The 24,561-nt window shown below is 64.4% G+C and carries 23 protein-coding genes; 11 read left to right on the top strand and 12 right to left on the bottom strand.

What is annotated here, in order from left to right; genetic code table 11:
- The first annotated feature begins 147 nt into the window (after positions 1 to 147).
- The 4 genes from ABC383_RS19385 to ABC383_RS19370 all read left to right on the top strand — a co-directional run bounded on the left by ABC383_RS19385 (position 148) and on the right by ABC383_RS19370 (position 2,597).
- Positions 148 to 435, top strand: a complete 288-nt coding sequence (locus ABC383_RS19385; protein WP_413016117.1) for a hypothetical protein — start codon at positions 148 to 150, stop codon at positions 433 to 435.
- 52 nt (positions 436 to 487) lie between these two features.
- Positions 488 to 673, top strand: coding sequence for a hypothetical protein (locus ABC383_RS19380; protein ID WP_413016116.1), 186 nt, complete (start codon positions 488 to 490; stop codon positions 671 to 673).
- 125 nt (positions 674 to 798) lie between these two features.
- On the top strand, positions 799 to 1,515 hold the full coding sequence (locus tag ABC383_RS19375; RefSeq protein ID WP_413016114.1) for a response regulator: 717 nt from the start codon (positions 799 to 801) through the stop codon (positions 1,513 to 1,515).
- Complete coding sequence (locus tag ABC383_RS19370) at positions 1,512 to 2,597, top strand: ATP-binding protein (RefSeq protein ID WP_413016112.1); 1,086 nt, start codon at positions 1,512 to 1,514, stop codon at positions 2,595 to 2,597. Before ABC383_RS19375 ends, ABC383_RS19370 begins: the two co-directional genes overlap by 4 nt.
- Before the next feature lie 473 nt (positions 2,598 to 3,070).
- Here the strand turns inward: ABC383_RS19370 and ABC383_RS19365 are convergent, their stop codons facing one another.
- From ABC383_RS19365 to ABC383_RS19350, 4 genes are all read right to left on the bottom strand, one after another.
- Positions 3,071 to 3,337, bottom strand: a complete 267-nt coding sequence (locus tag ABC383_RS19365) for a hypothetical protein (RefSeq protein WP_413016110.1) — start codon at positions 3,335 to 3,337, stop codon at positions 3,071 to 3,073.
- A 178-nt stretch (positions 3,338 to 3,515) separates the two neighbouring features.
- Positions 3,516 to 5,117 carry an alkyl hydroperoxide reductase subunit F gene (ahpF, locus tag ABC383_RS19360; protein WP_413016109.1) on the bottom strand — a complete coding sequence of 534 codons (1,602 nt, stop codon included), beginning with the start codon at positions 5,115 to 5,117 and terminating at the stop codon, positions 3,516 to 3,518.
- Positions 5,118 to 5,455: 338 nt separating this feature from the next.
- Entirely contained in the window at positions 5,456 to 6,019 is a 564-nt protein-coding gene (gene ahpC / locus ABC383_RS19355; RefSeq protein ID WP_194713454.1) for an alkyl hydroperoxide reductase subunit C, read from the bottom strand.
- Positions 6,020 to 6,186: 167 nt separating this feature from the next.
- Positions 6,187 to 7,044, bottom strand: a complete 858-nt coding sequence (locus ABC383_RS19350) for an NAD-dependent protein deacetylase (RefSeq protein ID WP_413016107.1) — start codon at positions 7,042 to 7,044, stop codon at positions 6,187 to 6,189.
- Between the two features lie 94 nt (positions 7,045 to 7,138).
- Here ABC383_RS19350 and ABC383_RS19345 point away from each other — a divergent pair, with 94 nt between their 5' ends.
- Positions 7,139 to 7,852: an SGNH/GDSL hydrolase family protein gene (locus ABC383_RS19345; RefSeq protein ID WP_413016105.1), complete on the top strand. Its 714-nt coding sequence runs from the start codon at positions 7,139 to 7,141 to the stop codon at positions 7,850 to 7,852.
- A gap of 11 nt (positions 7,853 to 7,863) precedes the next feature.
- On the opposite strand, the gene ABC383_RS19340 is transcribed toward ABC383_RS19345, so the two are convergent.
- From ABC383_RS19340 to ABC383_RS19325, 4 genes are all read right to left on the bottom strand, one after another.
- Complete coding sequence (locus ABC383_RS19340) at positions 7,864 to 8,910, bottom strand: hypothetical protein (protein ID WP_413016103.1); 1,047 nt, start codon at positions 8,908 to 8,910, stop codon at positions 7,864 to 7,866.
- Positions 8,911 to 9,022: 112 nt separating this feature from the next.
- Positions 9,023 to 10,273, bottom strand: a complete 1,251-nt coding sequence (locus ABC383_RS19335; RefSeq protein ID WP_413016101.1) for an MFS transporter — start codon at positions 10,271 to 10,273, stop codon at positions 9,023 to 9,025.
- Positions 10,274 to 10,332: 59 nt separating this feature from the next.
- On the bottom strand, positions 10,333 to 10,848 hold the full coding sequence (locus ABC383_RS19330; protein WP_413016100.1) for a hypothetical protein: 516 nt from the start codon (positions 10,846 to 10,848) through the stop codon (positions 10,333 to 10,335).
- Positions 10,845 to 11,372, bottom strand: coding sequence for a hypothetical protein (locus ABC383_RS19325; protein WP_413016098.1), 528 nt, complete (start codon positions 11,370 to 11,372; stop codon positions 10,845 to 10,847). The genes ABC383_RS19330 and ABC383_RS19325 overlap by 4 nt, the downstream gene beginning before the upstream one ends.
- A 245-nt stretch (positions 11,373 to 11,617) precedes the next feature.
- On the opposite strand from ABC383_RS19325, the gene ABC383_RS19320 reads away from it, so the two are divergent.
- The 4 genes from ABC383_RS19320 to ABC383_RS19305 all read left to right on the top strand — a co-directional run bounded on the left by ABC383_RS19320 (position 11,618) and on the right by ABC383_RS19305 (position 18,079).
- The gene (locus ABC383_RS19320) at positions 11,618 to 12,532 is read left to right on the top strand and encodes a phytanoyl-CoA dioxygenase family protein (RefSeq protein ID WP_413016096.1); all 915 of its coding nucleotides are present in this window, start codon (positions 11,618 to 11,620) and stop codon (positions 12,530 to 12,532) included.
- 228 nt (positions 12,533 to 12,760) lie between these two features.
- Positions 12,761 to 14,635 carry a PAS domain-containing sensor histidine kinase gene (locus ABC383_RS19315; RefSeq protein WP_413016094.1) on the top strand — a complete coding sequence of 625 codons (1,875 nt, stop codon included), beginning with the start codon at positions 12,761 to 12,763 and terminating at the stop codon, positions 14,633 to 14,635.
- Between the two features lie 144 nt (positions 14,636 to 14,779).
- Positions 14,780 to 16,294: a tyrosinase family protein gene (locus ABC383_RS19310; RefSeq protein WP_413016093.1), complete on the top strand. Its 1,515-nt coding sequence runs from the start codon at positions 14,780 to 14,782 to the stop codon at positions 16,292 to 16,294.
- A gap of 357 nt (positions 16,295 to 16,651) precedes the next feature.
- The gene (locus tag ABC383_RS19305; protein WP_413016091.1) at positions 16,652 to 18,079 is read left to right on the top strand and encodes an alpha/beta hydrolase family protein; all 1,428 of its coding nucleotides are present in this window, start codon (positions 16,652 to 16,654) and stop codon (positions 18,077 to 18,079) included.
- 53 nt (positions 18,080 to 18,132) lie between these two features.
- On the opposite strand, the gene ABC383_RS19300 is transcribed toward ABC383_RS19305, so the two are convergent.
- From ABC383_RS19300 to ABC383_RS19285, 4 genes are all read right to left on the bottom strand, one after another.
- Entirely contained in the window at positions 18,133 to 18,330 is a 198-nt protein-coding gene (locus ABC383_RS19300) for a 4-oxalocrotonate tautomerase (RefSeq protein WP_413016089.1), read from the bottom strand.
- 11 nt (positions 18,331 to 18,341) lie between these two features.
- Positions 18,342 to 19,103 carry a class II aldolase/adducin family protein gene (locus ABC383_RS19295; protein ID WP_413016087.1) on the bottom strand — a complete coding sequence of 254 codons (762 nt, stop codon included), beginning with the start codon at positions 19,101 to 19,103 and terminating at the stop codon, positions 18,342 to 18,344.
- A gap of 83 nt (positions 19,104 to 19,186) precedes the next feature.
- Complete coding sequence (locus ABC383_RS19290; RefSeq protein WP_413016085.1) at positions 19,187 to 19,651, bottom strand: DUF2269 family protein; 465 nt, start codon at positions 19,649 to 19,651, stop codon at positions 19,187 to 19,189.
- A 1-nt stretch (position 19,652) separates the two neighbouring features.
- Entirely contained in the window at positions 19,653 to 20,924 is a 1,272-nt protein-coding gene (locus ABC383_RS19285; protein WP_413016083.1) for an NAD(P)H-binding protein, read from the bottom strand.
- Between the two features lie 133 nt (positions 20,925 to 21,057).
- Between ABC383_RS19285 and ABC383_RS19280 the strand changes: the two genes are divergently transcribed.
- Entirely contained in the window at positions 21,058 to 21,543 is a 486-nt protein-coding gene (locus tag ABC383_RS19280) for a hypothetical protein (protein WP_413016082.1), read from the top strand.
- A 309-nt stretch (positions 21,544 to 21,852) separates the two neighbouring features.
- On the top strand, positions 21,853 to 24,504 hold the full coding sequence (locus tag ABC383_RS19275; RefSeq protein ID WP_413016081.1) for an FAD-dependent oxidoreductase: 2,652 nt from the start codon (positions 21,853 to 21,855) through the stop codon (positions 24,502 to 24,504).
- The last annotated feature ends 57 nt before the right edge of the window (positions 24,505 to 24,561 follow it).

Here is a 24,561-nt window from a genome sequence, read left to right as displayed (position 1 = left end):
AACAATGCGATTTATTTCGGTTTTTACGTTGCACTCTACAGCTTATCATAGTGCTTGCCTGATAGTTTTCCGCACAATTTTCCAATAAGCGGACAATAACCAGGCATATCGCGAATTACTGCAATTCGCTGTTTCAGGAGAAAGATGATGTCCGAACAAAAATTTGAACAGACCGAATGGGAAGTCGTGGAAGGCACCGGCCCCCAGGCGTCGCCCAAGGCCACGCGCGCGGCCATGATGCGCGCCATGCTCGGTCCCTGGTGGCGCTGGAAGATTGCCGGCCTGGTCGCAGCCGGCTGCATCATCCTGGCGCTGGTGGCAGCGCTTGCCAGCGTGTTTTTCGTGGTCGGCGTGGCGGTGCTGCTGATATCGCTGGTCGTCGCGAAAGTCAGGCAGATGTTGCGCCAGCACGGAAACTCCGTCACGCCGCGTTAGCAGGCACGGAACGATAGCCAGCCATGGCTATCGAACTGGTTTTGGAGGCGCCATGCAAAACCAGCCCAGCAATCAACCGCGCCCGGCGGCAGATCGTGACGATGTCGTTCCGGAACAGCGCGACGACGTGAAGCATGTGATCGACACCGGATTACCGCCAGGCATCAATCCCGACGAAGCGGCAGACCCAGGCAGCCAGACGCCCGGCACCTCGCCCGACTTCGTGCGCGGAAAGTAATACTTCAGGGGATTCCGCCTTTTGTAACAGGCTTGATGCAATGCCGACATACGGCCGACAAGGCTGCGGCGCAGACTGAAGTTGCATGCGATCATGCATGCCTTTTCCTGTTCCGGATGCCTGCCATGCACCACCCTACCCGCGCCCTGATCGTCGATGACGACAAGGAAATCTGCACCCTGCTGTGCACCTATCTCGCCGACTTCGGCATCGAGGCGCGCGGCGTGCACGACGGCGCCGCGATGCGGCGCGCCCTTGCCGAGCAGGCGCCGGACGTCATCATCCTCGACCTGATGCTGCCCGGCGAGGATGGCCTGACGCTGTGCCGCCACCTGCGCGCCACCGGCAATATCCCGGTCATCATGCTGACTGCCCGTGGCGAACCGGCCGACCGGGTGGTGGGGCTGGAGCTCGGCGCGGACGACTATGTAGTCAAGCCGTTCGATCCGCGCGAGCTGGTGGCGCGCATCCACACCGTGCTGAGGCGCGCCCGCGGCGACCGGGCCGCGCCTGCCGGCGGCGAGAGCGAGCGCATCAGCTTCGAAGGCTGGACGCTGGACGTGAATACCCGCGAACTGACGACGCCGCGCAAGATGGTGGTGCCGCTGTCGAATGCGGAATTCAGGCTGCTCTGGACCTTCATCGAACGGCCGCGCCGGGTGCTCAACCGCGACCAGCTGATGGATGCGGCGCGCGGGCAGGCCAGCAATGCCTACGACCGCAGCATCGACCTGCTGGTGTCGCGGCTGCGCCAGAAACTCGACGACGACCCGCGCGACCCCAGGCTTCTAAAAACCATCCGTGGCGAGGGCTATCTGTTCGACGCCCGCATCACGCGATGAAGCGCCTGCTGCCGGACACCATCTTTTCCCGGCTGTTCCTGCTGGTGCTGGCCGCCATCATGATCAGCCATCTGATGACCTTCGTGCTGCTGCTGGGGGTCTATGGCGACCGTCACCGGCCGCCTGGGCCGCCAGCCGATATCAGCGCGGCAGACAGCCCGCAGCGGCCGCAACGCCCGCCGACGCCGTATCGCCGGCCGACCATCGAGATCGCCGGCCACAGCGTGCGCACACCGCCGCCGGCTTTCTGGATCGGCCTGGTCAGCCAGCTGGTTGCGCTGAGCCTGGCGGCATGGCTGGGCGCGCGGATGCTGGCGCGGCCGATACAGAAGCTGGGCCAGGCGGCCGCCGAACTGGGCGTGGACCTGAACCGGCCGCCGATCACCGAAACCGGCACCGCGGAAGCGCGGCAGGCGGCGCGGGTGTTCAACCGCATGCAGCAGCGCATCCGCCTGAACGTGGAAGAGCGCGGCCGCTTTCTGGCGGCGGTATCGCATGACCTGCGCACGCCCCTGACCCGCATGAAGCTGCGGGTGGAGCGCATGCAGGACGATGCGCTGCGCGACAAGCTCAAGGAAGACATGGCCGAAATGGCGGCCATGCTCAACGCCACGCTGAGCTACCTGCGCGACGAGGCTTCCAACGAAGCATGGCAGATGATGGACGTGACGGCGCTGCTGGAATCGATGGCCGAGGACGAGACCGATGCCGGCCATGACGTCAGCCTCAGCGGCGCCGCCCGGCCGCTGCTGACGCGTCCGCTGGCGCTGCGGCGCTGCCTGTCCAATCTGCTGCAGAACGCGCTGCGTTACGGCCAGTGCGCACGCATCGCGGTCAGCGACAACGCCCAGGGTCTGCAGATCGAGGTGCGCGACCAGGGGCCAGGCATACCGGAAGACAAGATGGAAACCGTGTTCGAACCGTTCGTGCGGCTGGAAGATTCGCGCAACCGCGCCACTGGCGGCGTCGGACTCGGACTGGCCATCGCCCGCGAGGCGGCATCCCAGTGTGGCGGCACGCTGAGCCTGGAAAATGCCGCCACCGGCGGGCTGATCGCGCGGCTGGTGCTGCGGCGCGCCTAGGAGCCTGCGCGGCAGAAGGCTTTGATGCGAAACGCGCGAAAAACGAGGACAGTTTGGTAGCACCGCCTGCGCCCAGGGTGGTCCCCTGGGCGCAGGCGGTGATACCGGACTGGACCGTTTTCTCGCGCGTTGCAGCCGCCGATCTTCTGCCGCGCAGGCTTCTAGAAACCGGTGCGGCCACCAGGCGCCAGTGTGGCGATTGTGTCAGTTTTGATACTAGGCTCACATACTGGCGACACAGCAACCGGCGACACTGACGGTTCAGGCAGACCTGCGCCGTTCCTGGCAGAGCGGTGGCGGTCTGCGTGAATGCATGAATTGCAATCTCCTCCCCTTGGATATCCTGGCAGATATCCCTTGCCCGCCTTTCGGCGGGCTTTTTTATGGATGGACGCGCAATGTCGCCAGAAAACGGCGTGGTGGCTGCAGAGGGAATATCTCCGCAGGGCATCGCACCGTGGACTGCATGCGCTTTACACGGAGTAGCCGCGCTCCCGCAATACATCGCAGGCTTTCGATCGCGCGATGGCGGCGAAATACAGGGCGGTCCGGTACTGATGTGCCTCGCGCTCCGCGATGTCGGCATTCTCGAATTTGCGGAGCGCTTCGGTACGCATGAAAAGCTCATGCAGCGTCAGGGCGAGCTGCTGGTTTTCCTGTTCCAGTGCGCCATCCAGGCTTCCGGCCTTGAGGCCCAATGCAAGGGTGGAAAAGGACGCCGAGTCGGTGATAATGGACATGAAAGCTCCTGATGATGTATGGCAATCATATCCTGCGAGAACTACAATTGCACCAAAAAAAACATTCCTTTATGCAATTTTTGTCGCAAACCGCTCAAGGTTGAGAAAGAAGCAATCACACCCTGCCACGAAAAAAAACGCCGGCTCGCGCCGGCGTTTTCTAACAGCATGACGTCGTTCAGGCAGGCACGGCAGTCTTGTCTTCCGCCTTGGCCTCCGCGCCTTCGGCAGGCGCCGAGGTGCGGATCAGGTGATCGAAGGCCGACAGCGCCGCCTTGGAGCCCTCGCCCATCGCAATCACGATCTGCTTGAACGGCACCGTGGTGGCGTCGCCGGCGGCGAACACGCCCGGCACCGAGGTGCGGCCATGGGAGTCGATCTCGATCTCGCCATGCTTGGACAGCGCCACCGTGCCCTTGAGCCAGTCGGTGTTGGGCAACAGGCCGATCTGCACGAAGATGCCTTCCAGGTCGACGCGGTGCGATGCGCCGGTCTGGCGGTCGGTGTACTGCAGGCCGGTGACCTTGTTGCCGTCGCCATGCACTTCGCTGGTCAGCGCCTGGGTGATCACGGTCACGTTGGGCAGGCTCATCAGCTTGCGCTGCAGCACCGCGTCGGCGCGCAGCTTCACGTCGAATTCCAGCAGCGTGACATGGGCGACGATGCCGGCCAGGTCGATCGCTGCTTCCACGCCGGAGTTGCCGCCGCCGATCACCGCCACGCGCTTGCCCTTGAACAGCGGGCCGTCGCAGTGCGGGCAGTAGGCCACGCCCTTGTTCTTGTATTCCTGCTCGCCCGGCACGTTCATCTGCCTCCAGCGCGCGCCGGTGGCAAGGATGACGGTCCTGGCCTTCAGGCTGGCGCCGCTTTCGAGCTTCACCTCGATCACTTCGCCCGGCACCAGTTCCGCGGCGCGCTGCAGGTTCATCACGTCGACGTCATAGGCCTTGACATGCTGTTCCAGCGCCGAGACCAGCTTCGGCCCTTCGGTTTCCTTGACCGAGATGAAGTTCTCGATGCCCATGGTGTCCAGCACCTGGCCGCCGAAACGCTCCGCCACCACGCCGGTGCGGATGCCCTTGCGCGCCGAATAGATTGCCGCGGATGCGCCGGCCGGGCCGCCGCCGACGATCAGCATGTCGAACACATCCTTCTGCGCCAGTTTTTTCGCGTCGCGCTCGGCGGCGCCCGTGTCGACCTTGGCCAGGATCTCTTCCAGGCCCATGCGGCCCTGGCCGAAGATCTCGCCGTTCAGGTAGACGGTCGGCACGGCCATGATCTGGCGCGCAGTGACTTCATCCTGGTACAGCGCGCCGTCGATCATCACGTGGCGCACGTTCGGGTTCAGCACCGCCATCAGGTTCAGCGCCTGGACCACTTCCGGGCAGTTCTGGCAGGACAGCGAGATATAGGTCTCGAACAGGAAGTCGCCTTCCAGGTTCTTCACCTGCTCGACCACGGCGGCGTCGGCCTTGGGCGGATGGCCGCCGACCTGCAGCAGCGCCAGCACCAGCGAGGTGAACTCGTGGCCCATCGGGATGCCGGCGAAGCGGATGCCCATGTCGCTGCCGGTGCGGTTGAGCGAGAAGGAAGGCGCGCGCTCGCCGTCGGCCGGACGCTCGGTCAGCGTGATCCTGTTCGACAGCGCCGCGATGTCTTTCAGCAGCGCCAGCATTTCCTGCGATTTGTCGGTCGTGTCCAGAAAAGCCACGATCTCGATCGGCTGCGTGACTTTCTCGAGATAGGCCTTGAGTTGGTTTTTCAGGTTGGCATCCAGCATGATGGCTCACTTCTCAAAAAGGGTTGCTACGGTATGGTGGAGTGCAGTACTACCGCCCGATCAGTCTGGGAGCCTGCGCGGCAGAAGGTCGGCGGCTGCAACGTGCGAGAAAACGGTGCGATTCGGCATCATCGCCTGTGCCCAGGGGACCACCCTGGGCTTGTCGCTGCTACCAAATCGCCCTCGTTTTTCGCACGTTTCGCTTCGCCGACTTCTGTCGCGCAGGCTCCCTAGCTGCAGGGAAAACAGGCTGATCGGGGGGTGGCACTGCTGCCGGGCCGCTGTTTTGGCCCGGCGTTGCGTCCCGCCGCTGCTGCGCGGGACAGGAGGGTCGGAACTTAGATCTTGCCGACCAGGTCCAGCGACGGTGCCAGGGTCTCGGCGCCCGGGGTCCACTTGGCTGGGCAGACTTCGCCCGGATGCGATGCCACGTACTGCGCAGCCTGCACCTTGCGCAGCAGTTCCTTGGCGTCACGGCCGATGCCGTTGTCATGGATTTCGCACAGCTTGATCTGGCCTTCCGGGTTGATCACGAAGGTGCCGCGCAGCGCCAGGCCTTCTTCCTCGATCATCACGTCGAAATTGCGGGTGATCGCGCCGGTCGGGTCGCCGATCAGCGGGTACGTGATCTTGGCGATGGTTTCCGAGGTGTCATGCCATGCCTTGTGGGTGAAGTGGGTGTCGGTCGACACGCCGTAGACTTCCACGCCCAGGGACTTGAAGGTGTCGTAGTTGTCAGCCAGGTCGCCCAGTTCGGTCGGGCACACAAAGGTGAAGTCTGCCGGGTAGAACACGACTACGGACCATTTGCCTTTCAGGTCGGCATCGGATACCGGGACGAATTTGCCGTTGTGGTAAGCGGTGGCGTTGAAGGGCTTGACGGTAGTATTGATCAGTGACATGGAATTTCCCTTTGGTTGAAGAATTGGTAGGAAGGATGATAGGGTAGATTTATCGAAACGTGAAATCGATAGTTCCAATCAATGCCATAGCTTATGTTTATCGCATTAACCGGCCGACATCCTATCAAGAAAAGATCGTGTCGTTTTCGCTGAACTCAAGCCCTTTTTCAGACACATTCCGGCTGGCAAGGCGTGCCCAGCATATCGGCCAGCAATGGTAGGCTTTCCTGCAGCGGCAGCGTGACTTTCAATGCATAGAGCGGGTCGGCCCGGGTCTTGCCGGCGGTCAGTGCCGCCAGCGGCTTGCCGGCTTCCGCCGCGCGGGTGCAGAGCCGATAGCCGGAATGCACCATCACTGAGGAGCCCAGCACCAGCAGCGCGCTGGCGCGGCTGACCAGTTCGCTGGCGACGGCGGTGCGACTGGCGGGAACCAGGTCGCCAAAGAACACCACGTCGGGCTGCAGCATGCCGCCGCAGCGCGGGCACTCGGGTATGCGGAAGCTGTCCAGCCACGCCGGGTCGAGATGGGCGTCGCCGTCCGGCGCCGGCGCCGCGGTCACCTCGGCCATCTGCGGATTACATGCCTGCAGCTGCGCCTGCACCTCCGCCCTCGCCTGCCTGGTGTCGCATTGCAGGCAGCGCACGGTGCGGATGCTGCCATGCAGTTCCAGCACATTGCTGCTGCCGGCGCGCTGGTGCAGGCCGTCGACGTTCTGGGTGATGATTGCGCCCAGCCGGCCATGAGCCTGCAGGCGGGCCAGCGCGCGATGGCCGGCGTTGGGCAATGCCTGGTCGATCACGGGCCAGCCGGCAAAGCTGCGCGCCCAGTAGCGCCGGCGCACCGCTTCGGATGTGCGAAATTCCGGTCCCTGGATCGGGTCCCGGCCACGGCGCACGCCGTCGGCGTCGCGGTAGCCGGGAATGCCGGAGGCGGTGCTGATGCCGGCGCCGGTCAGCACCAGCGCGTCCGGATGGCGTTCGATGAAACGGGCCAGCTGCTGCAGGGCGTCGTCGGTGGTGCTCAAGCTGTTCTCCTGGTGGCGGGCGGGCTTCCTGATGACCTGAACGCCGGCGTTGGAACGCGGTCAATACCATGCATGGCACGACAACCATCCCTTCATGAATCCCTTGCGTCGGCGTCTTCTGGCCGGGTCCACGCTACTGGCGGCCGCTCCCATCGTCAATAGCATGCCATCGTCTGCACATATCCATCTGCTGGGTGATTCGATTTTCGACAATGCCGCCTATGTCGGCGGCCAGCCGGATGTGATCGCCCGCCTGCGTTCCCGCCTGCCCGCCGGCTGGAAGGCGCGACTGCTGGCGCAGGATGGCGCCACTACCCGGGATATTCCATCGCAGCTGGCGCAGCTGGCGCCGGATGCGACGCACCTGGTGCTGAGCGTCGGCGGCAATGATGCGCTGATGCGGCAGGACCTGCTGGATACGCCGGTGCGTTCCAGCGCCGACGCGCTGGACAGGCTGGCAATGGCGGCGCGGGAATTCGAGGCATCCTACCGGCGCGCGCTGGAAGCCTGCCTGCGGCGCCGCCTGCCGCTGGTGGTCTGCACCATCTATAACGGCAACTTTCCCGATCCGGCCTATCGCCAGCGGGTGGCGTTTGCGCTGTCCGGCTTCAATGATGTGATTATCAGGCTGGCGCTGGAAAAGCAGTTGCGGGTGCTGGAACTGCGCCAAATCTGCCGGCGGCCCGAGGATTATGCCAACGCGATCGAACCTTCCAGCCTGGGCGCTGACAACATCGCCCGCGCCATCGTGCGCACGCTGGCCGAGACCGACGCGCCGCGCCGCGGCGCGCTGCTGCTGGGCGAGTAAGGTAAAGCCTCTCAGGCAGCCTGGCGCATGTCGGCCCGGCTGTGCGGCAGGAACAGTTCACGCTGACTGCGCACGCCATTGGACACTTCCGCCACCCGATAGCGGTTGAGGTCGAAGCCCGGATAGCCCGCGCATTCCTGTTCGATGGCCACCACGATGTCGAGCCAGTCGATCGTGCCTGCCAGCCTGGCCGCGCCATGCAGCGCGACCTTCAGTTCGACTTCGCAGGGACGTCCCTGATGGTTCAGGTAGAACACCGTAAAGCAGGCGCCCGCCGCATTGCCGCGCACGTGCAGCACCTCGTCCTGGCCGATATCCTCGGCCCAGAAAAAACTTTCCCGCAGCAGTCGTCCATGCACCGGCACTTCGAATGCCTGGTAGTCCTCGCGCCGGATGTCGGCGCAGCGCGAGAACTGCTTTTCCACTGCCTGCAGGATTTCCGCCGGCGTGCTCCAGCCCGAAGCGCAAGCCGGACGGGGCAATGACCTGTCGACGTGGTTGCGCATGTCGATGCCGAAGCAGCCGCGCGAACCGTCGGCGGCGATGTAGTCGACCAGGAAACTTTCCGGCGCCATTTTCCCGGCTGCCGACTGCTTCTGGCGTACGCGCAGGGTCTTGTGCTGCCTGGCCTGGATGGCCCAGAGCGGCAGGCAGTTGAATGCGCCACGCTGACAATCGTTGAGGATGTCCGCATAGGCTTGCCGGTAATCGGCTGGGTCAGCAACGGTGACTGCCGGGAACTCCTGCGGCGGCCCGAAACGCTCGGCGATGGTATCGAGGTAGGCAAGCGCCAGCGGCATGCCGGTACGGGGGTTCTTGTCGCCCAGCGCGCGTTCCGCGGAAAAACCGGGCGTCTGCCGCAGCGGCGTGATCGCCAATGGGTAAACCTGGTAGCACAGCGTGCCATTGCCATCGGTAAATGGCGCTGCCGCATCGTAATGGTAGGCGCCATAGATCGCGCCGCCGGCGGCGTCGAGCAGGGCGGCGTCGGCGCACTGGGCGCTGACGTCCACCACGATGACGCGGGGCCGGATGATGACAGGCTGGACGGAATGCATGATGGAGGCCTCGGTTGGCAGGACTGACCCATCCGATTATATCCATGAGGCAACTTCTGTAAAGCGAACTTTCCGAGCGGCTGGTCGAACGTCGGCTAAACAATACAGTTGTTTATCGAATGACATCCTGGCCGGCGCGCGGCGCCGGCAGCAGCGCGAAGGCCAGGACGCCGGCCGTCAGCATCGCGGCGATCAGCGTCAGCGCGGCCGAGTGCGGATCGGCATGCCAGGCCGGCGCGGCGGACGCCACCACGCCGCTGAGCCATTGCACCAGGGCCACGCCGAGGAACATGGCCATGTTCAGTAGCGCCATCGCGCGGCCGATCTGCGCCACCGGATAGGAGGCGCGCACATCGGCGTACTGCAGCACGACGAAGCCGGACAGAAAGCCCACCAGCACCGAGCAGCCCACCACCACCGCGCTGTTCGGCGCCATCGCCATGACCGCGAACAGCGCGATCAGGGCCAGCGTGAAGGCAATAATGCAGCGGCGCCGTCCCGCGCCCTGCGGACCGAAGCGTCCGAACAGCGGCGGGCCGAACAGCGACACGACCGATACCAGCAGGGCCACATTGCCGCTCTGCACCAGGGTGTAGCCATAGCGCCCGATCAACAGCGGCCCCAGCCACAATCCGCGCAGCGCCATGAAGGCCGCATAGGTGACGGCGCCCAAGGCCATGATGCCCAGCGTATGCGGCAGCAGCAGCAAGGCGCCCAGCCCGCGCAGCGCTGCCGCCAGGGATTCATGCCGCCGTTCCTGGCCTTGCGCCGGCTCGCGGACCCGGATGAAGATCACCAGCCAGGCCAGCACAGACAGGCCGGCCAGCATCATGAAGCCGGCCCGCCAGGACGCTTCCTGCACGACCCAGGCCAGCGGCGTGGCGGTCAGCAGCATGCCGCCTCCGCCTATGCCCAACACCATTCCCGACACGGAAGCGAAGCGCTCCTGCGGGAAATGACGGGTGATGAAGACGGTGCAGACCAGGAAGGCGGCCGCGCAGCCGACGCCGATCAGCACCTGGCCCAGCACCAGCATGGCGTAGCTGTGCGCGAAAGCCGATAGCAGCGCGCCGACGATGGCCACCGGGAACGAGGTCAGCACGGTCTTGCGCACGCCGTGCAGGTCGATGCCCAGGCCCATGAACAACTGCATTGCGCCGAACGCAAAATGAAAGGCGCCGGCATAGCTGCCAAGTTGCTGGGGCGACAGGGAAAACTCGGCCTGCAGGCGGCTGGCCATCATCGCGGCGGCGGTGCGATAGGCCTGGCTCAGCATGAAAGCCATGCATAGCGCAGCCAGCATTGCCCACAGGGAACGGACAGTCGGCGTCGCGGCGCCGCTGGCGGAGGATTGCAGGGGCATGTCTCTTCCTTTTTTATTGTGGCCGTATTCCTGATTTCCGATACGGCAAGCGCGCCACTTTAATGCAAGGCGCCCCAGCGTTCCACTGCCGGTTCGGCACTCGCCCATTTCCAGCCGTTCTCCTGCAGGCAGACATGGGCTGCAAACCAGGGCCGCGCCGCGCCGTCGGAGTCGCGCGCTGCCTTGGCGTCGTTCACGGTGAACATGACTTCCTTGCAACTGGCCAGGGGTGTAATGATGGAGCGGGTGACCTGCATGTCGCCCTGGTTATTTCCATAAGGAATTTTATGCCGCACCTGCCATGGCCGCACCTCGCCTTCCCGCATCGTGCCGGCCAGCGCGGCGATCTCGTCCTGCTCATCCTGCTGCAGGGAGCGCAGCAGATTCTTCATGCCGGCGTCGGTAGCCGCCTTGACGCTGACCGACACCGCTATGCCGATGGCCGGATTGCTGGTGAAGGAACCGGTGGCGACGCCGGCCACCGTGCCGGCGAGGCCGCCCACCGTGGAGCAGGCCGACAAGCCCAGCGCCGCCGTAGCCATGATGGCCCTGGCGGCCAGCCGCAGCGTTCTCATTGCAGCGATCCCCAGCGTTCGGTGGCAGGCTCCGCCGACGCCCATTTCCAGCGGGCGCCGTCGCGGCAGATCATGGCCACGTAAAAGCCCTTGCTGTTTTCCGCGCGCGGTCCGTTCTCCACGGAAAACACGATTTCACGGCAATCCAGTGAACGCGCGCCCACGGTGCGGCTAACCGTCACCTCACCGCGGCTGGCCGGCTCGATCGGGACCGGATGCACCACTTCCCAATTGCCCACCTCGCCTACCGCCAGGCCGCCTGCGACAGCCGCAATCTGGTCCTGCAAGGTGGTATGCACTGCCTTCTGGGCGCGTTGCACCCCGGCCTGCGCAAGCGACTGCACGCCCACGCCTATGCCAGTGGCCACGGCGGCATCGGAAGTGACGCTGGCCGCGACGGCGGCGCCTCCCACGCCGGCCACCGCGCCGGCGCCCTGCTGCAGGAAGGAACTACAGCCGCTCAGTGCGCCGAGCGCTCCGATTGCCAGGACGATGGTTGTTGAGCGTACGGGAAGAAATGTCATTGTCTGGAGCGTTTATCGCCGGCATGAAATGGGAAAAATTATAGCCAGCGGAAACGAGAGTCCCTGCCACGGCAGCGCGAAGGTATCGATTCCCTTAAACTCTTGCATTTCCTCATGGAAAGTTGCTTTTGTTAAAAGTTATTCAGTATTAACTTTTACACCAGGAAACACAGTAAGATTTTCGAAAGAACAACTTTTCTCCAGCACTTCGATGTCATCCACGTTTCTCCTTTAAAGGAAGATTTATGGACTACGTGCAATTGATGCCGGGACGCACCTTCAGGCCATGGCAGAGCCTGATGTATTACGCACAGCGCGCCGTGACGCCACGGCGGCTTCGGCGAGCGGTCGCTACCGGAGTGGCTGGCTACCTGCGCATCAGGCACGGCATGCCGCGTTTCGACAATGCGGTTGGCAGGGACGACACTGACAGCCTGCAGGCCTTGCGCGCCGATGGCCTGGCGATGCTGCCCAGGCTGCTCGACCGTGCGCAGATCGACGACATCCATGCCTATCTGCGCAACCGGCCGCTGTCGCCGCACGGCCGCCCGGCGCCGCTGTTTTTGGCCGATGCGCCGCCGCCGGAGGTGCGCATGGCGGAATACAGCCTGGCCGACGTACTTGGCTGCCCGCACTTGCTCGAACTGGCCAACAGCGCGCCGCTGATCCGGCTCGCTGCGCAGTACATCGGCTGCAAGCCGACGATTTCCGCCATCGGCCTGCGCTGGTCTTACCCGCGGGAAGGCACCGGCACCGGATTGCAGGGCTTTCACCGCGACTGCGACGACTGGCGCTTCATCAAGGTGTTTGCCTACCTGACCGATGTCGACGAAGGCGCCGGCCCTCATGTGTATGTCAGCGGCAGCCACCGCGAGCGTTGCACCGTGCGTCTGGCGCCCTATGCAGACGAGGAAATCGCCGCGCGCTATGGCCCGCAGAAGACGGTCAGGGTCACCGGCCCCGCCGGCACGTTCTTCGCTGTCGATACCCACGGCGTGCACAAGGGCTTGCTTCCGAGCGACAAGCCACGGCTGCTGCTGCAGATCCAGTATTCCCTGCTTCCGGTCTACATGTATGACTATGCGCCGGCGGCCGGTCTGCAGGCAGCCAAAATCGATGGCTATATAAACCGGCTTTTATTGAAGAGGCCCAAGGCATAGGGCCAGGACGGCCATGACAATCAGGCATCAGGTGTCGTAACATGCCGACACGATTTTCGCCGCAAGCCATCAGTCGCTCCGGCGACTGCCTTGGGACCGGAGATGGATGACAGAGGCGCTTCAAGACTCATCAGAACCTGCGTTGCGGTGGCGTTCATCGTCATGGCGGGGTTTGTCGGCTGGGATACCGCGCGAACGCTCTCCATGATATCCGCAGCCAAGCCGGCATTGGAAAATGCACTTGGCCACCTGGTCGACATCAGCCTGCATGTTCCGGCCACGGAATTGCAGCATCGTGAGCAGGCCAACGCCGCGCTGGCTGCCCTGAACGACGATCTGGCAGGCTATCCCGCGCTGCAGGACCGTGTCGCACAATTACGCGACGGCTTGCAGGACGCACCTCAGGGACAGGCAGCGCGCATCGCTTCCCTGGCAGCCGAAGTGAAGTCGGAGGTCGGCCGCGATGATGCCGGCCTGCAGGCGCGGTTTTATGCCGATATCGTGGCCCTTGCGTTGCTGTCCGGCCTGCTGGGCGCATTGCTCGTCCTGTCCTGGCGCGGCCGCAGGAACGGCGCTGGCGCGGCGGACCACCATGACGGCCTGCTGCACCAGGCGCTGCAAACCCTGCCCTACCCGTTCTGCATGGTCGACCGGGACGGCCAGCCGGTGCTCGTGAATGCGGCCGCCCAGCGCCTGTGGACCGAAGACCTGACCCAGCAGCGCGAGTGGCGGCGGCCGGACCTGGAAATGCGGCCCGAGAACCGCGCGCTCTTCATGGCGCTGCGCCGCGGCGCCGGGCGCAACATGGATCCGGTCGACATCGTGGCCCAGGATGGCTCCACCAGGCGGCTGATGGTCAGCGCGGCGCCGCTGCGCGACGCCAAACGCAAGGTGGCCGGCGCCTTTGCGATCTATCTCGATTCGGGCGGCGCTGCGCTGGCCGGGCTCGGCCACAAGCCTGCCGAAGCGACCGCCATCGCGGCGGCGCCCCTTCCGGACCACGTCGCCGAAAGCCGTACTGGCGCCGTACAACCGTCGCATGTGTTCCTGCTCGACCACGACGGCAAGATCCTGATGGTCAACCAGCCGCTCATTGAATTCAGCGGCCTGGACTGCACCGGCAGCAATTACCTCGATGTGTGCGCTTCATCGGCCGCGCAGGGCGTTGCCGAAGCGGCGCGCATCGCAGCCGGCATACGCTCGGTGGCCACGGGGGAAACGCCGATGTTTTCCATGGAATACATCTGCCGCGGCGCCAACGAGTTCTTCTGGTGCCGCGCTACGGTAAGCACCATGGGCGGCAGCGACAGGCGCAATATCCTGGTGGTGCACGAGAACATCACGCAGCACAAGGCAACCGAGTCGGCGTTGCGCGCCTCTGCGGTATCGATGCGCGAACTGGCCGAGCACCAGGAATCGGTGCGCGAGGAAGAGCGCAAGCGCATCGCACGTGAGATTCATGACGAGCTGGGCCAGCAACTGCTGGCGCTGAAGATCGATGTCTCGATACTTCAGGGCCAGATGTCGCATGTGCCGCAGGCAGCCGCCCAGCTTGATGGCATGTTGCGCAGCATGACCACGCTGATGCAGAGCATGCGCGCCATCATCAACGATCTGCGTCCGGCCGTGCTGGACCTCGGCCTGCATGCGGCAGTGGAGTGGCAGACCCGGGAATTCCAGCGCAAGACTGGAATTGCCTGCACCCTGCTCTCCGACGGCAAGGACATCGCGCTGCCGGATGCCTGCGCCACCGCGCTGTTTCGCACGCTGCAGGAGTCGCTGACCAATGTGAGCCGCCATGCGCATGCCAGCCATGTCGACGTGCAGCTCTACACCACCGAGGAAAGCCTGCTGATGCGCATCTCCGACGATGGCATCGGCCAGCTCGGCAAGCAGGACAAGCCCGAAGCCTTTGGCCTGCGCGGCATGCGCGAGCGCATTGGCTCGCTCGGCGGCAAGCTCACCATCACCGCCGCGCCTGACCAGGGCGTGACCGTCACCGCGGCGATACCACTCAGCCCGGAACTGCAGATGCTGCAACCAGGCTTCGACCGCAGGTCCGCCACGGACCGCCGCGCGCGCGCACGCGCAAGCGTGAACTAGGCCCGGCCGACGCCGCGGGTTCCTCATGCGCTGCTGGCGCTTTCCCTTCCTCGACGGCACATGTATGCGGCCATCATTGAGGTTTCTCAAGGGAGCATGGACGAACGTCAATACCATGGTCTGGTGATTCACCGGAGACAGACCATGCACAGGAGCGTATTTACCCGCCGCGACTTCCTCAAGGGCGCGTCTGCACTGCTGGCTACCGCCTTGCCTGGCCAGCACCTGCTGGCGCAGACCAGCGCTTCCCGCAGGCTCGACTGGAACACCTTCCGCAACACCCGCGACTATGGCTCGCTGGTCGACGGCATTGCGCGCATGCGTGAAAACACCAATGCCAGCGACAAGCGCAGCTGGGCGTACTGGACCAATGTCCATGTCAATTTCTGCCCGCATGGCATCGCGTACTTCCTCGCATGGCACCGCGGCTACCTGTACTACCTCGAGCAGCAGCTGCGCGCGGTATCGGGCAACAAGTCGCTGGTGCTGCCTTACTGGGATTACTACACCACGCCCGAGATGCCGGGCGAATTCACCAATCCGTCGCCGTTCAATTCACTCTACCTGTCACGCCAGAACACCAACGTGATCGACGCGCTGAGCCTGGCGCCGTTTGCCGGCACGGTCACCAACATGCAGCGCGGGCTGAGCAATCCCTTCGAGGTGCTGCTGGAGGACCAGCCGCATAATCCGGTGCATAACATCATCGGCAACACCATGGCGACCATGCAGTCGCCGACCGATCCGATCTTCTGGCTGCACCACGCCAACATCGATCGTCTCTGGTCGGCATGGCAGCAGGCCGGCGGCGGGCGCACCACGCCGTCCGCCACCAGCACTTACTGGGCCGGCACCTTCACCTATGCCAACCGGCTGACGATGCAGCGCAGCCGCACGATCGATACGCGCAGCCAGCTGTCGTACTACTACCAGAGCGAGACCATGCCCACGTCCCTGCCTGCGGCGCAGACCGCCCAGGCCGGCGAGGGAGGCTTCATGCTTGCCTCGTTGCGGCAGGACGACATGGCGCTGCAACTGGCGCAGCTCGGCCCGCGCCCCAGCGGCGCCGCGCCGCGGCTGCTGACGCGGCCCGCCGTCGCCGATCTCGCCGCTTCCGCAAGCCGCCAGATCAGCGGCAACCGGCTGTCGGTGGGCGGCGTGCTGCGCATACCGCTGAATGAGAACTCGATCAGCGTGCAGCTGAAGCTCGATCAGACCAGCGCCGACCTGTTGCAACGCACCCTCGCAGCCGCCGCGCCGCAGGCAGCCGGTCCCTACCGCTCGGCGCTGGTGGTGCTGGACAGCGTGCGCATTAACGGCGGCGGTGACATGGGCGGCTATTTCTATCACCTGTACCTGAACCTGCCGTCCAGCACCGATGTCGGCAGCGCCACCGCCTACCGTATCGGCAGCATCGGGCCATTTGAGATCTCCGCGGCCGAGCACCGGGTACACATGCGCCAGGATGCCGGCGGCAGCGAACCCGGTACTGTCACGCTGACATTTGCGCTGAGCCAGGAACTGAGCGCACTGGTGGCAGCCGACCCGCGCAACATCACGTTGTCCTTTGTCCGCGTCAGCGGCAACAGCGCGCCTGGCGGCGAAGTCATCCGGATAGGCGAGGCGCGGCTGGAGTTGTCGACCGAGACGCCGCAATAACCCTGCGCCGCCCGGCGCGGCGACCCAACGGCAGGGGCTGGGCTGCAATGTAGCGTTGCAGCCCAGCCCCTGTCATCGTCATTTCAGTTCCCTCCCTGCCCTTGCCACGTCCGCTCCCGCAAGCACGGGAGCGCACCCGCTATCGCCTTTCCAGCCAAGGCGAAAAACGCTCCCCCGCCAGCCGGCGCGGGCACGCCGGCGTTGCGAAAAACAAACTCCTCCGATTTCTTCTTTACAAGCTTTTCCTGCCGTCTTAACATTTGATGGCCGAATTTGAAACGATGTTTTGCACTGCAGAACATGCCGCTTTCCGGCAGACATTCAAAAATGATTTCAATAACTACGGAGACTGTTTTAATGAAACAACCAGTACGTTCCGCGCTGGGCCTTGCCGCGCTCACGCTTGTCCTGTCTGCCTGCGGCGGCGGCTCCAGCGATCCCACCCCGGAAGCACAACGTCCCCAGGACACCCGCACCTTCGCCGTTTCCGAAGCCAGCCTGCCCTTCACCGCGCTGGCCGGCGCGCCCGAGACGGACCGCTGGTCGGGCACGCTGGAAGGCGCAGGCTACCGCATCGAAGTGCCCAAGAACTGGAATGGCAAGCTGGTCATGTATGCCCACGGCTATGCCGGCACCGGCGCCGCCCTGACCGTCAGCAATCCGGGCATCCGCCGCTATCTGATCGAGCAGGGCTATGCCTGGGCCGCATCGAGCTATTCCAGAAACTACTATGATGTCCGGGCCGGGGTGGAAGACACCAATGCGCTGGCGCTGGCATTCAACAAGATCGCCGCCGCCAACAGCCGCCCGCTGGCAGCGCCCAGCAAGATCTATATCACCGGCGTCTCCATGGGCGGCCATGTGACTGCCGCGGCGATCGACGAAGAGGCACTGGCGTACGCCAACCACAAGGTCAGCTACAACGGCGCAGTGCCGATGTGCGGCGTGCTCGGCGACACCGAGCTGTATGACTTCTTCGCCGCCTACCAGGCAGCCGCGATGCAGCTTGCCGGCGTGCCTGCCACCAGCTGGCCGGTGACGAACTGGGCAACCCTGCAGCCCACGGTCAAGAGCGCCCTGTTCACAACCTTCCCCAGCGCCACCACGGCGCAGGGCGACAAGCTCAAGACCATCGTGCAGAACCTGACCGGCGGCCAGCGCCCGATGTTCGATGTTGGCTTCGCCGGCCCCTACACCGATACGGTCTGGGGCACGTTCGGACGGGACGGCAAGATGCTGGGCATCCTGAACGACGATGTGGTGTCGACCAAGGACTTCGTCTATCAGCTGGACAATTCACCGGCGCTGTCGGCGGAGGAAACCGCCTTCAACAACACGATCTACCGCGTGCAGGCAACGCCCGATGCGAACCGCTTGCGTAGCGACGGCCTGCGCTGGGTGCCCAAGACCAATGCCCGCTTCAACATCCCCGTCGTGACCATCCACACGCTGGGCGACATGTATGTGCCGTTCAGCATGGAGCAGATCTTCAAGAAGCGCGCGGATGCCCAGGGCACATCGGGGATGCTGGTGCAGCGGGCCATCCGTGGCGTGGCGCACTGCGACTTCACCGTCAATGAGCAGGTGAAGGCATTCCAGGACATGGTGACCTGGGAAAGCGGCGGCGCCAAGCCGCAGGGCGATGACGTGTTGACCGCCTCGGTGGTGGCCGATCCGAAGTACGGCTGCAAGTTCACCGACAACACGCTGACCGTCGATGAACCGGCAAGCTCCGGCATCGCCACGTCGCGCGCCAAGCTGGCCGCGGCTTATTCCTGCAACTGACGACCGCTGTCATCTGCCTGGCCGCCATGGTAGCGGCGGCCAGGCAGAGGTTGTCACGCTTCCGGCGCCGGCTCGCTCCAGAGCCTGCCGCCGGTTGCCCAGTTATCGCGGCTGACATCCTGGATGATGATGTCCACGCTGCCGGGCGCGCAGCCCAGGCTTTTGCAGGTCGCTTCCGTCACCGCCTGCACGAAAGCGCGTTTCTGTTCCACGCTGCGGCCTTCAAACATCTGCACGTTAATGGTGGGCATGGCTGTTTTCCTCATTGCTGGTAAGTGGGATCAATGTCGTTCAGCAGGCGCAGCAGCGCCGGCCATTCCAGCGCGCCTTCCGGGGCGCCGTCGCCGACCAGTTCGCGCCAGGTCTTGCGGCACACCTCGGGCGAGGGCTGCACCAGCCTGACGCCGCCGGACTGGCCCTTCAGCTGGTAGGCGCAGGCCTTGTCCAGCGTATCCATCAGCACGAAGGCTTCGGCCACGGTACGGCCGCACACCAGGGTGCCATGGTTGCGCAGGAACAGCGCCGGAAAGCCGCCCAGGCGCTGCACCAGCCTTCCCTGCTCCTGCGCCGACAGCGCCAGGCCTTCATAGTCGTGATAGCCAACCTGTTCGTAGAAGCGCAGCGCATGCTGCGACAGCGGCAGCAAGCCCTGCTCCTGCATGCCCACCGCGATGCCGTTGGCATGATGCAGGTGCATCACGCACATGGCGTCGGCACGCGCCGCATGCACCGCGCCATGGATCGCAAAGCCGGTCACGTTCACCCGGCGCGTGGCGTCGCCGAGGATGCGTCCCTGCAGGTCGATCTTGACCAGGCCGGAGGCGCGGATTTCATCGAAGCGCTCGCCGAAGGGATTGATCAGGTAATGGCCCGGCTCGCTGGGCACCGTGGCCGAGATATGGGTGTAGATGATGTCGTCCCATTGCCGCAGCGCGCACAGGCGGTAGCAGGCGGCGAGATCGACCCGGACCCGCCATTCGGCATCGCTGATGCCGTCGCTTCGCGACGAAGGTGCAGTGTTCATGAAGTGGCAGCAAGAAGCGGCGCGGCGGCCGCGATGCCGTGCATTTAATCAGCCGGCAGGCTTGCTTGTAAAGACTGCCGCTCCTAGGCCGGCTTGGCCACCATCAGATAGAACACCACCACCAGCGCCAGGAAGGCCAGTATGCCCAGCAGCACCCAGTAGCGCAGGTAGCGCCAGTAGATCGGCGGCAGCTCGGTGCCTGCCTTCACCGCGTCCTGGGCGAAGCCGCGCATCCTGATCTGCAGCCAGACCACTGGCAGCCAGCAGGCGCCGGCCAGCAGGTACAGCGCGATGGTCCACATGATCCAGCGGCTGGTCAGCGGATAGCCCGCCAGGTGTATCAGGTAAAAGCCCGTCAGCGGCTGAATGATGATGGTGGGCGTGGTGAAGAGCCAGTCCGCCAGCACCACGTGGCGCACTACCACCGCCGTGGCCCGCACGTCCCGCGACAGGCTGGTCAACAGCATGTAGAAGGCAGAACCGATGCCGGTGCCGAACAGGAAGGTGGACGACAGGATGTGCAGCCACTTCACGACGACATATTCCATTTCATTTCTCCAGTTCGTAAAGCAGCCAGATGGCGGCCAGCATCGGCAGGTTCTTCAGCAGCGGGCCGTAGGGGTGCAGCCAGAATTCGGGAAGGCGAAAGCTGATCACGATGGTGTAGAACAGGATCAGCGCGAGCTGCAGCAGCCACAGCCAGCGCCGCCGCTTCAGCGCCAGCGTGCCGATGCCGAAGGCCAGGTCCATCAGCGCCGCGCCATACAGCATCAGCGGCGCCAGCGCCCCGGTGATGCCGGTGCGGGCCAGCAGCGCATAGCTTTCCTGCACCGGATACAGGCCCAGCGAGACGATGCCGGTGACGATCCACACCAGCGCGATCGACCAGCGCAGCACCGGCAGCAGCCAGTTGAGCTGGGCACGCAGCCGCACCGCGGGCGCTTCGGCCGGGGTGATGAACGACGATAGCGGGCGCGGCGCATGGCCCAGCACGGCGGTCATGTCGGCCACTTCCCCAGTATTGCCGCGCTCCAGCATGGCGAGGGTGTCCGCATCCAGCAGGCTGCCGGGCAGCAGCGTGCCGGCCGACGCGGCCATGCGGGCCAGCGGCATCGGCAGCGGCAGCACGTGCAGCCGCCCCAGGCCCATGGCGGCACGAAAGCCGGCCAGCATGGCGCGCAGCGTGACGGGCTGCGCGCCGGCCACGGTGATGGTGCGCACCGATGCTGGCGGCGCCGCCAGCACGGCCAGCACCAGCGCGCACAGGTCGTCGACATGCACCGGCTGCACGCCCTGGTGGCCGCCACCGGGCAGCACCACCAGCGGCAGGCTGGCCAGGGTGGAGAACAGGGTCGCGCTGGCGCCGTCTGCGCCGTACACCAGCGAAGGCTGCAGGATGACCGCCGGCAGGCCCAGCCTGCGCAGGCAATCGTCAGCCGCCTTCTTGCTCAGGTGATAGCGGCTGGTCGCATGCTGGTCCGCGCCCAGCGCCGATAGCTGTATCACCAGCCTGACGCCGGCCTCGGCGCAGGCGGCAAACAGCGCGCACGGCGCGCGCTCGTGCAGCAGCTCGAAACGCTGGCCCGGGCTTTCGCGCAGGATGCCCACCGCATTGATCACGACGTCGATGCCGAGCAGCCGCGGCAGCCAGGCCGCCGGCTCGATGTCGCGGGAAAAGTCCGCCTCCACCTCGCGCAAGCCGGGCCGGGCGGCATGGCCTGGCTTGCGCGACGTGACGATCACCTCATGACCCTGCGCCAGCAGCGCATCGACGAGATGGCGACCGATGAAACCGCTGGCGCCGGTAAGCAATATGATCAAGCGTTCTCCTTTGAATGCGGCAGATGATTCCCCTTGATTTCCAGCGTCGGCCAACCGTGCGATAGCGGGAACCGAACGCCATTTCTTCCATCCCACCGCATGCCAGTACGACTCTTGCATGAACGGCGAGTTCATGGGTAACAGTTTGATGAAAGACAGCACGAAGACATGGCAACAGGCGTGCAATGACGGCCTGATCTCGGGCGCCATCGGCAGCGTGGCGTCAGCGGCGGCGCTGTCCATTGCCGGCCGCAAGGAAACAGGCTCGACCCTGGGGCCGATCAATGTGATCAGCCGCTGGCTATGGGGCGACCTTACCGCACACCATCACGAAGCCAGCCTGCGCTATACCGCCACCGGCTATGCGATCCACCATGCATCGGCGACCTTGTGGGCCGTCGTTTATGAAAAGCTGTGTGAAAGGCCGAGGCAGTCCTTGCCGGCCAGGATGGGCGGCGGCCTCGGCGTGGCGGCGATGGCCTGCTTCACCGACTACAAGTTAACGCCTTACCGGCTGCAGCCCGGCTATGAAAAACATCTTTCAGCGTCGTCGCTTGCCCTGGTGTATGTCAGCTTCGGCCTGGCGCTGGCGGCGCGCGGCGCGCTTGCCCGGCGTTGACTGGACGGATGCATTTTCATAGGGGAACCTCCTGCATTCCTACAAAGGCATAAGGCGATGTCCGATAGTGACAAAATTAACATTCTAGTAATCTTCGGTGACGAATACCGTTGCAATGCGAGCCGGTTCATACGCCGGTCGGCTTGCCCGACCAGATATCAGCGTGACCGTTTCCGCCCCTGATGGAACGGCTTGTCACAGACCAGCCTCCTGCTTTGGCGCTCCAAGTCACTGCGTCCGCTACAGGCGATGACGCCAGGCGACGCATTGCGTGTCATCAAGCGCAGCACGTGCCAACCAGGAGATAGCATGCCGACCATACTAGTGTTTTCCCACCTTCGCTGGGATTTTGTCTATCAGCGTCCCCAGCACCTGTTGTCACGACTGGCTCAGCACTACAAGATCTGCTTCTTTGAAGAACCGGTTTTCCGACAGGGCGAAAGCGGCATCGAATCCACTAGCCCCCTTCCCAACATCACCGTCTGCAAGCCGCACACACCCGTGGACATGCCAGGCTTCCACGATGACCACCTGCCCTACCTGAAAAAGATGGTGCGCGAACTGGTGCGCGACGGCGAGGAATACATCGTCTGGTTCTATACGCCGATGGCCTTGCCTCTGCTGCAGGAATTGCCGCCGCGCCTGGTGGTCTACGATTGCATGGATGAACTGGCTGCCTTCAAGAATCCGCCGCGCCAGCTGCTGCAGCGCGAGAATTCGCTGTTGAAGCGGGCCGAGATCGTCTTCACCGGCGGCCCCAGCCTGTACAACGCCAAGAAGGACCGGCATCCGAATGTGCACTGCTTTCCCAGCAGCGTGGACGTCAGGCACTTCGCGCAGGCGCTGGACCGCGCCAATGCCCATCCGGCCCATCGCGACATCCCCGGCCCGCGCCTGGGCTTTTATGGCGTGATCGACGAGCGCTTCGATACGGAACTGATCGGCCGTGTGGCGCAGGCGCATCCGCAATGGCAGATCGTGCTGGTGGGACCGGTGGTCAAGATCGACCCGGCCACGCTGCCGCGCCACGACAACATCCACTACCTCGGTCAACAGCCGTATGAAGCGCTGCCGCAGCTGCTGGCCGGCTGGGATGTCTGCCTGATGCCGTTTGCGATGAATGAATCGACCAAGTTCATCAGCCCGACCAAGTCGCTGGAATACATGGCGGCCGAACTGCCCATCGTCAGCACTCCGGTGCGCGACGTGGTCGACCTGCACAGCGACGTGGTGGCAATTGCGCACACGCCCGAAGAATTCATCGCCGCCTGCGAGGCTGCGCTGCTGATCTCGATGGAAGAGCGCGAGGAAATGATCCAGAAGATGCGCGACAAGCTTACCCGCACTTCCTGGGACAGCACCGCGCTGACCATGCGCGACCTGATGAGCGCGCTGGAACAGTCCGCCCGCGAGCGCGCAGCCGCCGCGGAAAGCGCCGTCCCGGCCACCTCGCGCAACGTGAACCAGCTCTACAGCCACCAGCCGACCCGCAGCTATGAGACGGTCGTGATCGGCGGCGGCCCGACCGGCCTGTCGGCGGCCTACCACCTGGACCAGGACACGCTGCTGCTGGAGCGTAACGAAACCGTCGGCGGTTGGTGCCGTTCGATCGAGGACGAGGGCTTCACCTTCGATTACGCCGGCCACATCATGTTCTCCAACGATCCCTATGTGCTGGAGCTGTACCGCACGCTGCTGGGCGACAACCTGCACTGGCAGAACCGCGAAGCCTGGGTATACAGCAAGGGCGTGCATACCCGCTACCCATTCCAGGGCGCGCTGTATGGGCTGCCGCCCAAGGTGATCGCCGAATGCATCACCGGCGCCATCGAAGCCCGCTATGGCAGCACCCGCCAGCCCGACACCACGTCCAGCGCCGCCAACTGCAAGGTGGCTTCCGGCGACGTGAAGGACCTCGACGACTGCTGCGCCGACGGCGCGGTGCTGCCGGCAGCCGCGGCCTCGCCTACCGCCAGCGCGGTGGCGCTGCAGGCTCAGGCGCCGCGCAACTTCGAGGAATTCATTTACAAGGTATGGGGCGCGGGCATCGCCAGGCACTTCGCCATCCCGTATAACCGCAAGCTCTGGACCGTGCCGCTGACCGAGATGGAAACCTCCTGGCTTGGCGGCCGCGTGCCGCTGCCCGACCTGAATGAAATCATCGAGGGCGCGCTGGAGCCGGTGGCCAAGCCGATGGGACCGAACGCCCGTTTCGGCTATCCGTTGAAAGGCGGCTTCGAAGCGCTGATGAAGGGCTTCCTGCCTCATATCAAGGGCACGGTGGAAACCAGCGCCAAGGTCGTCGAACTGATACCGCAGGAAAAAATGGTGGCCCTGGCCGACGGCCGGCGCTTCCATTACGAGCAGCTGGTGAGCACGATGCCGCTGCCGGAGCTGGTCAAGGTGATCGGCGCCAACGCGCCGGCCGAAGTGCATCAGGCTGCGCAGGGACTGCGTCATATTTCCATCCGTTGCGTGAACCTGGGCATCGCCCGTGAAAACATCACGGACAAGCACTGGATCTATTACCCCGAGGACAGCATCTTCCATCGCATCTTCGTGCAGGGCAATGCGAGCCCGCATTGCAATCCGCCGGGCGGCTTCGGACTGACGTGCGAGATCTCTTACTCCGAGCACAAGCCGCTGCCGGTCGATGGCGATGCGCTGGTGCAGCGTTGCATGGACGACCTGGTGAAGGTCGGCCTGCTGCAGCCGGACGACAAGCTGATCACTTCCAGCCTGGTCGACATGCCCTATGCCTATGTGCTGTACGACCATGCACGCTCGCGCAACGTGGAACTGATCCGGCGCTGGATGGCGCAGCACGACATCGTCCTGGCAGGCCGTTACAGCGAATGGGAATACTACAATTCCGACCATGCCTTCCTGGCTGGCAGGAAAGCAGCCAAGGCAGTGGAGGCCATGCGTCCGAAGAAGCGGGCGCTGGGCCTGAGCGAATAAGCCTCGCATCACGCATGTCAATCGAGTGCGGGCTGGCCGGCAGGACGGCCCGCCCGC

It is taken from the genome of Noviherbaspirillum phoenicis (assembly GCF_047237965.1).
Lineage (GTDB): Bacteria > Pseudomonadota > Gammaproteobacteria > Burkholderiales > Burkholderiaceae_D > Noviherbaspirillum_A.
Note: the sequence above shows the minus strand (reverse complement) of the source record. Positions and strands in the feature narration are given on the sequence as shown.